The sequence below is a fragment of the Pseudarthrobacter sp. NPDC055928 genome (genome assembly GCF_042270935.1).
In the GTDB taxonomy this organism is placed as follows: Bacteria; Actinomycetota; Actinomycetes; order Actinomycetales; family Micrococcaceae; genus Arthrobacter.
Genome location: NZ_JBHJZH010000008.1, coordinates 125,817 through 139,726 on the forward strand (window position 1 = coordinate 125,817; position 13,910 = coordinate 139,726).

Consider the following 13,910-nt stretch of genomic DNA (forward strand, 5'->3'; position numbering starts at 1 on the left):
TTGGGCCAGTCAGGGGGGGCAAGCTGGTGTCCGCGTGCTTAGGTGTCCGCGCGGGCCCGCTCGGAGGGCGTCTCGGAAGGTTCCTTCTGCCATGGCCAGCGTCCGGTGATCTCCAGTTCCAGCGAGAAGCTCAGGAAGGTTCGGATCAGGACGATGATCGCGAGCACGCCCACGCTTTCATATGTGGGTGTCACGGCTACCGTGCGAATGATATCGGCGGCCACCAGAAGTTCCAGGCCCAGCAGGATGGACCTCCCCAACAGCTGCCGGTAAGAACGGTACACGGTCAACTTTTCGGATCCAGCAGGGCGCTTTCGAGGCTGGTAGCCGCGCAAGGCCATGGGAATCGATACAACAGCGCCGATGACCATAACGGCCACTCCGGCGAAGTCCATGTATCTGCCCACGGCTTCGATGATGTGCTGGAAGTCCACGATGCTCCTCGGTTACGACGGGTTCTCACAGCTCAGTACGCCGCGGTGCGGCTTACGGCGGTCCGGCCCCAAGTGTACGTTCGCCCATAGGAAGCTAGGGGTGACGGGCGCCTCTACCGGCAAGGATGTCGCGGTAGCCCTCGCGGAATGACGGGTAGGCGAACTCGAATCCGGTGCTCCGGAGCAACGCATTGCTGCACCGCTTGTTGCCACCGCGGGCCTCGCCAGCAGGGCCGATCGGCGGTTCGGCATAGCCCATCTCGGAGGCCAGGAAGCCCAGCACGTCGCCGAGGTCGGCCGGCTCATTGTCCACGCCAACATATACCGGAGCAGGCATGGACTCCATGGTGCATAGATGGACGATGGCCGCCGCTGCGTCGTCCCGATGGATCCTGTTCGTGTACCGCGGCTCGTCTGGAGCGACCGCCGCTCCGTTACGGACCTGGTCGATAAGCCGGGTCCGCCCGGGCCCGTAGATTCCACCGAGCCGCAGGACCACCGGTGCGCATCCGGTGCCGCGCAACCGCGAAAGCAGGAGTTCCTCAGCCTCGCGGATGATGCGCCCGGAGAAACCACCAGGTGCCGGCGTCGTACTTTCATCAACCCAGCCACCGCCCGCGTCCCCATAGACGGCAGTGGAGGAAACAAAGAGGACGCGGCGTGGTGTCACGCCGTCGCGGTCCAAGGCGTCCAAAACGTGGGAAAGCCCGTCCACGTACGCTGCCCGGTAGGCCGCTTCCGTGGGTGAATCGGCTGCCACTGCAATCACGACGGCGGCAATTCCGGCCGGGATAGCGGGAAGGGCCGCGGTGGACAGGTCAGCTGCGACGCCTTCGATTTCTGCGGGAAGTTTTTCCGGCGAGCGTCGCCAACCCACTACGCGGTGTCCTGCCGCAGCGAAGCGCAGGCCCGCTTCCGTGCCCAGATCGCCGCAGCCGGCCAGGAGGATGGTCATGCGGTCAGGGAGCGGGGACCGGGAAGAAGACCCGGGGGTCCTGCAGGAGTGCCGGGTAGTCGAAGGCGGAGCGGTCGATCACCTCGGTGACGCTGAAGTTCCGGCCAAAGCGGCCGTCGTCGAGCGTGATGGGCCGGCCCAGGACCTGGCCTACAGCGAACTTGGCGCCGTCCTCGAACGAGACCGCCACAGCGGTTTTGCCAGGGAGGGTGGCAAACGCTTCCTCCTGGGCCTGGCGCTTCCTCGTGGGCTTCTTGATCTTCGCCTTGGGGGGAAGCTTCCGGGGCTGCTTGGAGGGACGGCGCGACCCGTCGTCCGCATAAACGGGGGAGTAATCGTCCTGCTCGGCGGCAGCAATGGCGCGGCGGACCGGCGGCAGGGCCACGGTGTTTAGTGTCTCCGGGCTGAATTCTGCATGCGGTGAGCGCAGGATCCACAGGATGTCGCCTTCGGGGTCCTCGGGCAGGAACTCATGCTTGGGCTCAGGCCAGATGTAGTCAATGTCCGGTATGGCGTCAGGGAACACGGACTTGTAGAACTTAGGTTCCTTGCGGAGGAGCTTTGACCGGTGGCTCAGGTGGAAATCCGAATTTCCCAGCCATGGCGGCATGGGGATTTTGGCGGCGTAGTCGGGGTGGGCTGCCTGCGGAGCGAACTCGGTGATGTTGGCGCGGGTGTTGTCAGGGTGGCCACGTTCAGTCCACTCGTCAACCATGGCCAAGCCGTACATGGTCAGTGCTGGAACGTAGCCCATCCACATCCGGACGGCCGGGTGAGTCTGCCAGCCGTACTCGGGGATGACCAGCGCCCGAAGGGTCTGCAGCGCTTCGACGCGCTGCTTGCCGAGCCTGGCAGTGTCCAGTGCTGCGGCGCTCTGCCGGAAATCGGGGTACGGAAGGAAGGTTTGCATCCCTTCAGTCTGACGGCATGCGGCCCAAGTGCCAATTGCAGTGCCGGCCGCCACAGGGGAAAGCCGGAGAATGTTCACATAGTGGACCGATGCATACAGCGGGTAGGCCTTACCACTAAGATCACCGAAACACCCCAGCGTCCCGGAAGCCTTTACATGACAACTACACCTGAAATAACCCCCGGAACTGCACAGCCTTTCACGCCTAAGTTCGGGCAGATGCTGAGTCCGGAGGCCAACGGCATCCTGGTCCTTGATGAGTTCATAATCGACCCAGCCACGGCACGCAAGGACCAGCACGGCTTCCGCGCCGCCCTGGCGTCCGTGGCCCTGACCCTCCGTAAGATCGCCGCCCTTCGCGTCATCATCGCGATTGTGGCCATCGGAAACCTGCCGCTGTTCCTCCTGACCAGCGGCTGGTGGATCTACGGCGTCTCCCTGGCCCTCGTCATCGGCGTCCATGCGGCTGTGTCCTGGCTCAACAAGCACGAACCCAAAGTCCGCCAGCGCCAGAGCCTCGAACTGCACCTGCACCGCGAACGGAGCGCGAATTACCGCAAAGTCCGTGACGCTGTGAAGTACATGATCGACACGCCCAGCCGCATGAACGAGCACCTTTACCTCGAACTGCTCGCAGCCAAGCGTGTGGCACTGAACGTGGCCCATGGCACGGTGGCCCTCCTGGATACCAGCGATGACGCCGCCTGGAAAGTGCGCATCATCCGCGAAATCCCGGCCGCAGCGTAACCGCAGCAGCCGGTCCACAAGCTCAAGACGCAACAACGACGCCGGAGTTCCCCGCTGGGGGGAGCTCCGGCGTCGTTATTCCCGGCCGGGGTCCTGCAGCTTCCAGCCTAGGCTGGAAGCTGCAGGACCTGGCCCTCAAACACGAGGTCAGGATCAGCGACGGTGTCCGTGTTGGCGTCGGCCAGGCTCTGCCAACCGCCATCGATGCCCAGCTTTTCGGCTGCGGTGCTGAGGGTATCGCCCGCCTCTAGTGTGTAGGTTTCGCCGCTCAACGCCACGGGCGCGACGTGCTGGGCTGCCTGCACCGCGTCAGTCGGCGCTGCCAGTGGCGCGGTCTGAACGGGGACGTTTTGGGGCGGTGCCGTCTCGACCGGCACGCTCTGGACCGGCACGCTCTGGGGAGCAGTGGCGCCGCCTCCACCGCTCAGGCCAAGCTGGGAGGCGCAGGACGGCCACGCACCCCAGCCCTGGGATGCTTGCACTTGTTCGGCCACGGCGATCTGCTGCTCACGGCTGGCGTCTGCAGCCGAGCCTGTGCCGCCGTAGGCTGCCCACGTGCTGGCGCTGAACTGCAGGCCGCCTGTGTAGCCGTTGCCGGTGTTGGTGGACCAGTTGCCGCCGCTCTCACACTGCGCCAGGGCGTCCCATGTTGATGTGCTGGTGGCCGCGTTAGCGGCTGTTGCGGAGAGTGCAAGCCCTGCTGCTGAGACGGCGGCAAGGGTGACTCCACGGCGTGCGGCAGTACGGAAGGTGGTGTTTTTCATGTGGTGATGCTCCTGAAGGCCACCTGCGCTCGATCCGTCCCCGGAGGTCGTTGCGCCACTGCCCGCCCCTGACGAATAGAGGTCATTTTCGGTGTCTGCCGGCCGGGCAGTTCTGGTGGAGGCAGCACCGGGCATTCCTGTCGCCCGCTTAGCGGGCATGTCTTTCACGCTAGGACATCACGGTGCCGTTATCAAACCGAGATGCTTTCTGGGAGTTGGCTGGTGGTCGGTTGGGGAAGTGCCGCGGCCAGGTAAGCGGCAGTACGGCTGTGCGGGGAACGCGCGACGTCGGCAACGGTTCCGGCGGCGACGATCCTGCCGCCGGCGTCCCCGCCGGATGGGCCCAGGTCGATGACCCAGTCCGCCCCAGCTACGACGGCCATCTCGTGTTCCACTACCACCACGGTGTTGCCGCTGTCCACCAGCCCGTGGAGTTGGGCCATGAGCAGTTGGACATCGGCGGGGTGGAGCCCGGTAGTGGGCTCGTCCAGAAGGTAGAGGGTGTGGCCCTTCTTTGCGCGCTGGAGCTCGGTGGCCAGCTTGATGCGCTGGGCCTCGCCGCCGGAGAGTTCAGTGGCCGGCTGGCCCAGGCGGAGGTAGCCCAGGCCGACGTCCCTAAGGCTCTTCAAGCTGCGGGCCGCGGCGGGAACATCGGCCAGGAACGCTGCGGCAGCGTCCACCGTCAGGCGGAGCACCTCGGCCACGTTCTTCCCCCGGTACGTCACCTCCAGGGTTTCCGGGTTGTAGCGGGAACCTCCGCACTCCGGGCACGGGCCGTAGCTGCCCGGGAGGAAGAGCAGTTCCACTGCAACAAAGCCCTCGCCCTGGCAGGTTTCGCAGCGGCCGCCGGCCACATTGAAGGAGAACCTCCCGGCGCCGAAACCGCGAGCCCGGGCCTGCCCCGTGGCGGCGAACTCCTTGCGCACGGCGTCGAACAGTCCGGTATACGTGGCGAGGTTGGAGCGGGGTGTGCGCCCGATGGGCTTCTGGTCCACAGTGACCAGCCTGTCGATCCGGTCGGTGCCGCTGACAAGGCCCACCGACAACGGCGTAGCAGGTCCCTCCTCGTCCGGGCCTTCCGTCTGCGTAGCTTTTGCCGGTTGTCCCGCCTGATGGGTCCTCAGTCCGGATCCCACCACCTCCCCGAGGACGTGGCTCACCAAGGTGGACTTGCCTGAACCGGATACTCCAGTGACTGCCGTCAAGACGCCCAACGGGAACCGCGCATCGAGATCCTTGAGGTTGTGCCGACTGATGCCGGCCAGCTCCAGCCAGCCATCGGGCTTCCGGCCACCGCCCGTCCGTGGCGCGCCGCCGGTGGACGCGCCACCAGAACCGCTGTGGGCCCCGCCCTCGGGCGAACCGCCGCCGGGCCCGCTGTGGCCCCCGCCCGTCCGTGGCGCGCCGCCGCCGGACCCGCTGTGGGCCCCGCCGCCGTCGAACAGGAACGGCCGGGTAACCGATTCTTCGATGGCCGCGAGCCCGGCAACCGGACCGCTGTAAAGCACCTCGCCGCCGCCTTCCCCCGCGCGGGGTCCAACGTCCACGAGCCAGTCTGCCCGGCGGACCACGTCCATGTTGTGCTCCACCACGAAAACCGAGTTCCCGGACGCCTTGAGCTGGTCCAATACCGCCAGGAGCGGCTCCGCGTCTGCCGGATGGAGGCCGGCCGACGGCTCGTCCAGCACATAGATCACGCCGAACAGTCCGGACCGCAGCTGCGTAGCGATCCTCAGCCGCTGCATCTCGCCGGGTGAGAGGGTGGGAGTGCCGCGGCCCAGGGCCAGGTATCCCAGGCCCAGCTCCAGCAGCACGGTGATGCGCTGCAGGAGGTCTGCGGTGATGGCTACTGCCACCTCGTTTTCCTCGCCGGAGGATTGCCGGCGGGAGGCAGTTCCGGCGTCCTTCAAAACGGCGGTCGGACGGAGGATCTCGGCCAACTCGGCCATCGGCGTTGCGTTGAACTCTGCGATGTTCCGGCCCGCGAAGGTTACGGCGAGGGCTTCAGTCCGGAGCCCGGTGCCGCCGCAGCGCGGACACGGCCCGGACTCCATAAACGCCAGGACGCGCTCGCGCATGGTGGTGCTCTGGGAGTCCGCCAAGGTGTGCAGGACGTAGCTTTTGGCGCTCCAGAAGCGCCCCTTGTAGGGCTTGGCCACCCGGTCCCGCTCGGGGGTGACTTCCACGACGGGCTGTTCATCGGTGAACAGGATCCAGTCGCGTTGCTTCCTGGGCATCTTCCGCCAGGGCACGTCCACGTCGTAGCCGAGATGGCTGAGGATATCGCGGAGGTTTTTTCCCTGCCACGCTCCCGGCCAAGCCGCGATGGCACCTTCCCGGATGGTCAAGGTGGAGTCCGGGACCAGGGATTTCTCGGTCACCGTATGGGCGACGCCCAGTCCGTGGCATTCGGGGCAAGCTCCGGCGGCGGTGTTCGGCGAAAAGGCGTCGGAGTCCAATGGCTCGGCGCCCGCCGGGTAGGTCCCGGCCCGTGAAAAGAGCATACGGAGCGAGTTGGAGAGCGTGGTCACCGTGCCCACCGTGGAGCGGCTGCTGGGCGCGCCGCGCCGCTGTTGAAGCGCGACGGCGGGCGGCAGCCCGGAGATCATCTCCACCTTGGGATTGTGGCCCTGCTGGATAAGGCGGCGTGCGTACGGTGCCACTGATTCGAAGTAGCGCCGCTGGGCTTCGGCATAGATGGTGCCAAAAGCCAGTGACGACTTACCCGAACCGGAGACCCCCGTGAACGCCACGATGGAGTCCCGCGGCACATCCACGTCCACGTTCTGCAGGTTGTTCTCGCGCGCGCCCCGGACCCGGACAAAGCCGTCCGAAAGATGGTCAGGAGTGGGAAGGGAAATATCGTCAGCCTGCTGAGGGTTCCGCATTGATCCGACTCTAGCCGCGAACCGGCCGGTGGGCGATATCCTGACCCGATGGACAATTACCGGGACACAGCCGCCACTCCTTTCGCCGAACCGGAAGTTCCGGCGTCGGACCTTCCAGACACGGAGCTGGCCGGGGCCGAAGCGGTTGTGAGGATCCTGCCTGTCGCGGAACTGCACCTGCACATCGAGGGAACCCTGCAGCCGGAGCTGATCTTTGAGTTGGCGGAGCGCAACGGCATCTCCCTCCCATATTCGGGGCTTGACGAGCTTCGTGGACTGTACGAGTTCACCGACCTTCAGTCTTTCCTGGACCTGTACTACGCCAACATGGCGGTGCTGCAGACGGAACAGGACTTCGCCGATATGACCCGCGACTACCTGGCCCGGGCTGCGGCCGCCGGTGTCCGGCACGCCGAGATCATGATGGACCCGCAGGCCCACCTGTCCCGCGGCATCAGCCTGGAAACCTGTGTCAACGGAGTGGCCTCCGCCTTGGCGACCTCGGTGAAGGACTTCGGCATCTCCACCATGCTGATCGCCGCGTTCCTTCGCGACCTCTCCGAGGAATCCGCACTGGAAGTCCTGGATGGATTGTTGGCCATGAACGCCCCGATCGGCGCGATCGGCCTGGACTCGGCCGAGGTGGGCAATCCGCCGTCGAAATTTGAACGCCTCTTCGCCAAAGCCCGGGAAGCGGGCCTGCGGCTGACCGCCCACGCGGGCGAGGAGGGACCGGCGTCGTACATCATCGAGGCGCTGGACATCCTTGGCGTGGAGCGGATCGACCATGGGATCCGGTGCATGGAGGATCCCGACCTGGTGGAGCGCCTTGTAGCAGACCGGATTCCGCTGACAGTCTGCCCACTGTCCAACGTCCGGTTGCGCGCAGTGGATACGCTGGCGGACCACCCGCTGCCCGCCATGCTGGCAGCCGGGCTCAACGTCTCAGTGAATTCGGATGATCCGGCGTATTTCGGCGGCTACGTGGACGACAACTTCGCCCAGCTCGAAACTGCCTTAGGGCTTTCCGACTTTGACCGTTCCCGGCTGGCCGCCAACTCCATCCACTCGTCCTTTGCCTCGGAGGAGCGCAAAGCGGAGCTGCTGGACGAACTGAACCGGGCGTAGCCCAAAGCCCTGAACGCAACCGGGGGTACCAGCAGCTAAACTAGTGCCGCAAAGCGTGTCTGGGCGGGGACCGGCGGAAGCCATTTCAGCGCCCCGGGGTTGAGTAAACAGCCCCAAACCCGAGACTCCCGCCTCACTTCCGGTGTTACACGCGTCATAGTCGGTCACGACACGCAGAGTTAACCAATTCAAGTCGTGCGATTTAACAGGCTATTGGCAAGATGCCTATTGACCGATCGCTTTACAAAGGGGAACCATGGCCAAGTCCACTACAGAAAACACCAACCTTCGACTCAAGTCCGTGCTGGATGTCCTGACGGAAGGCACGTGGACCGGCGATGCTCTGAACGCAGGAGGCGTGCTCGCAGAAGCCACCGCCCGCGTACCGTTCAGCCCGCACGAGGCCGAGCTTCTCAGCGGCGGGATCCCCCGCGGACACAAGACCCTCACGTCCGCTACCGCCAAGTTGGTCAAGGCCGGCTGGCTGGTCAAGGGCCGCTCCGGTTGGACCATCACCGAGGACGGGATGCGGGCCACGGTTGCCTTCCCTGATGCGGACTCGTTTGCCTCGGCGCTCGACGCCGGAACTCCCGTCCCTGCCGACACCCCGGTTCCGGTTGCGCCTGTTGCCGCCCCCGCCAAGGTTGCCGCGGCCAGGACTACCCGCAAGAGCGCCGTGGTCAAGGACTCCGCAGCCGGCGATGAGGTCGCCAAGAAGGCTCCCGCCAAGAAGGCCCCTGCCAAGAAGGCACCGGCGAAGAAGGCTGCCGAGGCTGTCGGCAAGGCCGCCAAGATTATCGAAGAAGCCGTGGAGCCGGTGGTCAAGGCTGTCCGTACGCGGAAGGCTGCTACGAAGACGAAGACGAAGTCGGAAGCGGCTGTGTCGGAGTCGCTTGAAGGACCGGATGTGGAAACCTTCCCGCAGCCCGAGGCCGTGGCAGTGGCGGGTGACTTCAACACGCTCCTTGGCGCTCCCGAGGACTGGGCTCCGCAGTACGACGAAGCCCAGATGACGTTCGATTTCGTCGCCCAGCAGTGGGTTATCAGTGCCGAACTGCCTGCTGGCTACTACACCTTCAAGATCGCGTTGAACCGTTCCTGGGAAGAGAACTACGGCGCGTTCGGCACCTTCGATGGCCCCAACCACGAACTGCACCACAACGGGGGCACTGTCACCATCCGTTACGATCACCGCACCAGGGATATCGTCATCAACTGACTGCGCCGGGGAGTTTTTGTCCAGTAGTGGGGCGGCCTGCGGATCCTCCGTGGGCGCCCCAACTAAGTAGCAGCAAATGTCGTTTTGAGCCCTCATAACGACACTTGCTGCTACCTAGTTGGGCTGCCTCTCTCTGGACAAAAACTGCGGAGTGACGCACTGTGGGTTTTGGTCGCTGTGACCGGTTTCCACCCACCTAGGAGATGCGGAAATGACTCTTCCCTCAGGAATCACGCCGGGCGTCTGGACATTGGACATGTCCCACAGCGAGATCGGCTTTACGGTCCGCCACGCGGGCATCAGCAAAGTCCGTGGCCGCTTCACGGACGCCAGCGCCGAGGCCAGGATCGGCCAGTCCTTGGCCGACGCCTCGCTCCACGCCACCGTTAAGACAGCCAGCTTCGATTCCGGCGACGCCAATCGGGACGCCCACGTAAAGGGTCCGGATTTTTTCGACGTGGAGAACTTCCCCGAGATGACTTTCCGGGCCACCTCAGCAGAAGGCGACGGCGAGGACTACACGCTCACAGGCGACCTCACCATCCGCGGCGTCACCAAACCCATCGAACTCGAAGTTGAATTTACCGGCGTGGCCGTTGATCCCTTTGGAGCCACCCGCGCCGGCTTCTCCGCAGAGGCCGAGATCAGCCGCAAGGAGTTCGGCCTGACGTGGAACGCGGTCCTGGAAACGGGCGGTCTCCTGGTGAGCGACAAAGTCAGGATCAACGTCGAAGCGGCGCTGGTCAAGCAGTCCTGACGCCGTGGCAGCTTCCGAAGGGCGGCATTCCGGGAGGCACTCCGCTGGGCGGGATCCATCAGGACCGGACTGGGCAGGGCCGGACGACGGCGATATCCGGCTTTCCGCTCGCGTCTTCGGCGTGGTGCAGGGCGTCGGATTCCGCTTTTGGACGATGGGCAAGGCGGAGGAGTTGGGCCTGACGGGGTTGGTGAAAAACCTCGACGACGGCTCGGTCTCGGTGATTGCCGAGGGACCACCAGCCCAGGTGGAGGAGCTGCTCGACTGGCTGAAGTCGGACAGCACCCCCGGCAGGGTGGAAAGGGTTGAAGATACCCTGTCCGCGGCTGAGGGTGCCTTCAGGGGTTTCAACGCCCGCTGACCGGCGCGTTTTACTTTTAGCCCGGGGGGACGACGCTGGTCCTGGGGCTTAGGCCGATGAACGCTCCGAGTTGCTCCAGCACCTCTGGTTTCCGGGGCATGTAGTTGGTGAGTTCGGGGGAGCGGACAATCACTGCCCGCCACTGGCCGCGGGAAACTGCCACGTTGATCCTGTTCCGGTTCAACAGGAATTCGGCGCCGCGGGGGGCTTCGGCAACAGCGGAGCAGGCCATGGACACCAGGACAACGGGAGCCTCCTGCCCTTGGAACTTGTCCACGGTTCCCACCCGGACCCCTTCCAGGCCCGCCTGTTGGAGCGCGTGGCGGATCAGCTGGACCTGGGCGTTGTAAGCGGCCACCACCAGGATGTCTTCGGCTGCCAGCGGCCGGGCAGGCTGGTCGCCGCCTGCGATCCACTTCAGCCCGATATGCCGCCGCGCTTGCCTGACTACTTCGGCGGCCTCTTCGGCGGACGAGGTGGTGTTGCCGCTGTGATCTACGAACACCGTTTCCACTCCGGGAGCCACCTCGGCCAGGCTCCGGAGTGTGGCCGCCGGTGCGGATTCGAGCTTGGCGTCGTAGCTCAGGACTGACACTGCGCGGCACAGTTCGGGGTGCATTCGCCAACTGTCCGCCAGGAAATAGCCCAGCTCCGTGGGGAGGGTGGCGTGCCCGGCGGCCAGCCAGCCGAGCGCGGACTCGTCCACGGGTTCCGGATGCGAGCCCTGGGTAACCTGCGGGAGCTGTTGCGGGTCCCCCAGGAGCAGCAGGCGTTGAGCGGAACGTGCCACAGCCAAGGTGTTGGCCAGCGAGAACTGCCCTGCTTCGTCAATGACCAGCAGGTCCAGGGACCCGGCCGGAACTGTCTTGCCGGTCATGGTCCACGCGGTGCCGCCCACCAGGCATCCGCCGTGCGAAGCAAGCAGGGCGGCGACGTCGGCTTCCTTAGTGTGGTGCCAGGGCACGTCGTGATCCGAGGCAAGTTTCTTGGCCACCCGGTCAGGGGCGACCCCGGCGGTTTTAATGGCTGTGCAGAGCATGTTCTCCACGACGGCGTGGGACTGGGCGACAACGCCGATTTTCCAGCCCTCCTGCACCAGCCGGGCGATGACATGGGAGCCGACGTAGGTCTTGCCGGTTCCCGGAGGACCCTGGACGGCGAGGTAAGAGCGGTCAAGGTCCTGCAGCGAGGCGGTAATGGCCGTGGCATAGTCCGCCGCGCCGGAGCTGTCCTTCCCGACGGCGGCGGGGGAGGAGAGCGAGCGGAACCGCGGCGGTGCCTTGCGCAGGATGTCCACACCCGGATGCTCCGGCAACCGTGGCACCGAGGCCCCCACGGACTGGGCCAGCTCCGCCAAGGCGGCCTCTATGTTCAGTGTGGGGACGGGCTTATCCTCCGTCAGGGCCACCGGGAAGTGCGGGTACGCAGGGACCTTGCCGGTCTCCTTTTCCTCGATGGTGATGAGGGTTTTGCCCGGAATGTCCGGGTGGTCCGCTACGGCGGTGACCAGGGTGCCGAAGCTAAAGCCACGCGCCAGCAGGTTTCCCTGCGGATCCTCCAGTCCGTCTGGCACTGGTGAATCGTAGAGCCGGCACCACGTGCTGCCGGGTTTGAAGTCCGAGCCCTCACTCATGGTTCCGCAGAGCCTCAGGACACGGGTGCGCATCCGCACTGTGGGCTTGGCAAGGACCCAGTCCGCCACCACTTCGGCGGAGTCCACCACAAACACGTTGCGGTGCTCGGACCAGTGGTCGATTTCGGATTCCGTGCGGTCGAAGTGCTCCCACCAGAACTGCTTCCGTTCACGCCTGTGGTAGCCGGTGGCGGCGGCCACCATGGCGATGGCACGCTCATCGTCGGTCCAGGGCCTGGTATCGGGGAGTCCGGCCAGATACTCCCGGAGCCGGAGCTCCTCGGGCGTTGGTTCCACTTCCGGCACGTCCTCCGGAAGCTCCCGCAGCAGCGGCAGCTGCCCCCCGGAGTCGAGCGTTGCTGCCGCCGCGGGCTCCCCTGATGGGGCCCCGGAAGCCGAACTCCGCAGCTGCAGCAGCCAATCGCGGAGGCGGAGGGTGGAGAGGCAGTCGTATTCGTTGTAGTCAGAAATTGAGGCCAGGACTTCCTGGGCGCCGGCGGCATCGCCGTCGTCCCGCGCCGCGCAGTAGGCGGCGTAGGCCACCACGGAGGCACCTGCATCCTTCACGTCGCCTGAGCGAAGGTTGTCGCCCATATAGAGGGGCTCAAGTTTCTTGATGGAGTAAGAGGGCTCGGAGATCCGGAGGGAGTGCCGGGCCGTGGCGTAGAGGTCCACCAATACACCTTCCCGGAGCCAGTCGTCTACGATCTCCTCGCCCGCCAGGTGGGTCACGGACAGGTTCCGGAGCGCAGACTTTTCATACGCGGCGTAGTGGTAGACATGCATGTCCGGGTACCGGGAACGACGTTCCTCCACGTAGGCCAGGAAGTCCAGGAAAGCCTGCCGTTCTTCAGAGCGGGAATGCGCCCAGAACGGACGGAATACCGGCTTATCAGCGGTATCAGCGGCGGCATCCGGGGACTCAATCACGCCGAACAGGTACTCGAGTCCCCACTGGCTGGTGGCCGGGTCCTGCCAGAGCGGATCACCCTCGAAGTCAAAGAAGATGTCGCCAGGGCTGGGCGCGGGGATAGTGTCCAGTGCGTTCTCCGGCAGCACCTTGAACGTGACCGTGTGGTCCTCGCCGTCCTTGATGAACGTCCGCGAGCCGTGCGGAACGTCCCGGCCCAACTGCATCCTGGCTTGGTCGCGGAGCCGCGCCAGTGAACCGGTTGCCTGCTCCGGCGGAAGGTCCGCCAGGGCATCAATGGTGGTGATTCCCTCGGCACGAAGCTTCTTCCGGCGGAGGGTGGACATCCCGCCCACCATCAAGAGGTCCCGGTGAGCCTTGACCTGCTCGGCGCAATAGTTGCACCGCCCGCAACAGGTGATGCCGGGCTGCAGCCACTCCACGGGGCCGTCGCCTCCGCGGTGGGAAGCGGTCAGGGAACGGAAGCGATCGCGGCGCTCGCGGAAGACCGGCAGCAGGTCTGGCAGGGAATGGACGCTGCGCACGTAGTCGCCGTCCACCACGGCGCCCAGCACCAGGGTGACCTTGGGGGAGGGGTCCAGCCCCATCCCGATCAGCTGGTCGCCATAGGCAGCCAGTTGCAGGAGGGCGCCCACCTTGGCGTGCCGGGCCAGCTTGGTGTCCCAGACCTCGTACCGTCCCGGACTTCCGGTGCCGGCGGCCTCGTTGACGATGAAGTCCGCGTAGCCGAGGAATTCGCCGTCGAAGAAAGTTGCCTGGAAGACCACGTCCGCCCCTGCCCGCAGCGCCAGCTCGGTTTCCGCCTGCTTGGCTACGAGGTCTGCACGGGCGTTTTCGCCACGCTCGATCGAATACACACCGGCACCGCGGCTGGCATCCCACTGGCCGTACTGCGCGATCAGGCCCGCCAACACCTTCGCCTCGTGCTTGTCGCCCAGGGCGCCGGCGCGGCGTTGCATCTCGTCGTCGGGAAATTCGGCCTTGGGGGAGCGGCCCAGTTTCTCGTCCAGGACCCGGAGCGTCCGGTACTCACACTCGCTGGCGGCCACGAGGTCGCTGGCGGAAAACACCAGGTCAGGCGCCGCGCCGGGATCAAGGGTGGCAGGATCGAGCAGGAACATGGGGCCTCCCCATTGACTGGCCTGGCCTGAGGACGGTTCCCCTGGCCTTTATTTGAATCTAG

General features: G+C 65.5%; 11 protein-coding genes. 5 read left to right on the plus strand and 6 right to left on the minus strand.

Annotated elements, in window-relative coordinates; translation table 11 throughout:
- Positions 1 to 38: 38 nt before the first annotated feature.
- The 3 genes from ACFC25_RS12080 to ACFC25_RS12090 form a co-directional block, all read right to left on the minus strand.
- Complete coding sequence (locus ACFC25_RS12080; RefSeq protein WP_337350332.1) at positions 39 to 434, minus strand: DUF1622 domain-containing protein; 396 nt, start codon at positions 432 to 434, stop codon at positions 39 to 41.
- 94 nt (positions 435 to 528) lie between these two features.
- Positions 529 to 1,389 (minus strand): SDR family oxidoreductase, encoded by an 861-nt coding sequence (locus ACFC25_RS12085; protein WP_376045371.1) that lies wholly within the window; start codon positions 1,387 to 1,389, stop codon positions 529 to 531.
- A gap of 4 nt (positions 1,390 to 1,393) precedes the next feature.
- Complete coding sequence (locus ACFC25_RS12090) at positions 1,394 to 2,299, minus strand: MSMEG_6728 family protein (RefSeq protein ID WP_376045374.1); 906 nt, start codon at positions 2,297 to 2,299, stop codon at positions 1,394 to 1,396.
- A 219-nt stretch (positions 2,300 to 2,518) separates the two neighbouring features.
- Between ACFC25_RS12090 and ACFC25_RS12095 the strand changes: the two genes are divergently transcribed.
- Positions 2,519 to 3,046, plus strand: a complete 528-nt coding sequence (locus ACFC25_RS12095) for a hypothetical protein (RefSeq protein ID WP_376045376.1) — start codon at positions 2,519 to 2,521, stop codon at positions 3,044 to 3,046.
- Positions 3,047 to 3,153: 107 nt separating this feature from the next.
- On the opposite strand, the gene ACFC25_RS12100 is transcribed toward ACFC25_RS12095, so the two are convergent.
- Together ACFC25_RS12100 and ACFC25_RS12105 are read right to left on the minus strand one after the other, a co-directional pair.
- Positions 3,154 to 3,810 (minus strand): transglycosylase family protein, encoded by a 657-nt coding sequence (locus ACFC25_RS12100; RefSeq protein ID WP_376045379.1) that lies wholly within the window; start codon positions 3,808 to 3,810, stop codon positions 3,154 to 3,156.
- 191 nt (positions 3,811 to 4,001) lie between these two features.
- On the minus strand, positions 4,002 to 6,698 hold the full coding sequence (locus ACFC25_RS12105) for an ATP-binding cassette domain-containing protein (protein WP_376045381.1): 2,697 nt from the start codon (positions 6,696 to 6,698) through the stop codon (positions 4,002 to 4,004).
- Positions 6,699 to 6,746: 48 nt separating this feature from the next.
- Here ACFC25_RS12105 and ACFC25_RS12110 point away from each other — a divergent pair, with 48 nt between their 5' ends.
- The 4 genes from ACFC25_RS12110 to ACFC25_RS12125 all read left to right on the plus strand — a co-directional run bounded on the left by ACFC25_RS12110 (position 6,747) and on the right by ACFC25_RS12125 (position 10,163).
- Positions 6,747 to 7,826, plus strand: coding sequence for an adenosine deaminase (locus ACFC25_RS12110; protein WP_376045384.1), 1,080 nt, complete (start codon positions 6,747 to 6,749; stop codon positions 7,824 to 7,826).
- Between the two features lie 256 nt (positions 7,827 to 8,082).
- Positions 8,083 to 9,045, plus strand: a complete 963-nt coding sequence (locus ACFC25_RS12115; RefSeq protein WP_376045387.1) for a glycosidase — start codon at positions 8,083 to 8,085, stop codon at positions 9,043 to 9,045.
- Positions 9,046 to 9,256: 211 nt separating this feature from the next.
- A complete protein-coding gene (locus ACFC25_RS12120; RefSeq protein WP_337346421.1) occupies positions 9,257 to 9,802 on the plus strand; it encodes a YceI family protein in 546 nt (181 codons plus the stop codon).
- A 4-nt stretch (positions 9,803 to 9,806) separates the two neighbouring features.
- On the plus strand, positions 9,807 to 10,163 hold the full coding sequence (locus ACFC25_RS12125; RefSeq protein WP_376045390.1) for an acylphosphatase: 357 nt from the start codon (positions 9,807 to 9,809) through the stop codon (positions 10,161 to 10,163).
- A 16-nt stretch (positions 10,164 to 10,179) separates the two neighbouring features.
- Here ACFC25_RS12125 and ACFC25_RS12130 read toward each other — a convergent pair whose 3' ends face one another.
- Complete coding sequence (locus ACFC25_RS12130; RefSeq protein WP_376045392.1) at positions 10,180 to 13,848, minus strand: TM0106 family RecB-like putative nuclease; 3,669 nt, start codon at positions 13,846 to 13,848, stop codon at positions 10,180 to 10,182.
- Positions 13,849 to 13,910 lie beyond the last annotated feature (62 nt).

What these genes read in the sequence shown, in the direction of transcription:
- ACFC25_RS12085 (WP_376045371.1), bottom strand. Translation starts at nt 1,389, where the DNA reads ATGACCATCCTCCTGGCCGGCTGCGGCGATCTGGGCACGGAAGCGGGC.
- ACFC25_RS12090 (WP_376045374.1), bottom strand. Translation starts at nt 2,299, where the DNA reads ATGCAAACCTTCCTTCCGTACCCCGATTTCCGGCAGAGCGCCGCAGCA.
- ACFC25_RS12095 (WP_376045376.1), top strand. Translation starts at nt 2,519, where the DNA reads ATGCTGAGTCCGGAGGCCAACGGCATCCTGGTCCTTGATGAGTTCATA.
- ACFC25_RS12100 (WP_376045379.1), bottom strand. Translation starts at nt 3,810, where the DNA reads ATGAAAAACACCACCTTCCGTACTGCCGCACGCCGTGGAGTCACCCTT.
- ACFC25_RS12105 (WP_376045381.1), bottom strand. Translation starts at nt 6,698, where the DNA reads ATGCGGAACCCTCAGCAGGCTGACGATATTTCCCTTCCCACTCCTGAC.
- ACFC25_RS12110 (WP_376045384.1), top strand. Translation starts at nt 6,747, where the DNA reads ATGGACAATTACCGGGACACAGCCGCCACTCCTTTCGCCGAACCGGAA.
- ACFC25_RS12115 (WP_376045387.1), top strand. Translation starts at nt 8,083, where the DNA reads ATGGCCAAGTCCACTACAGAAAACACCAACCTTCGACTCAAGTCCGTG.
- ACFC25_RS12120 (WP_337346421.1), top strand. Translation starts at nt 9,257, where the DNA reads ATGACTCTTCCCTCAGGAATCACGCCGGGCGTCTGGACATTGGACATG.
- ACFC25_RS12130 (WP_376045392.1), bottom strand. Translation starts at nt 13,848, where the DNA reads ATGTTCCTGCTCGATCCTGCCACCCTTGATCCCGGCGCGGCGCCTGAC.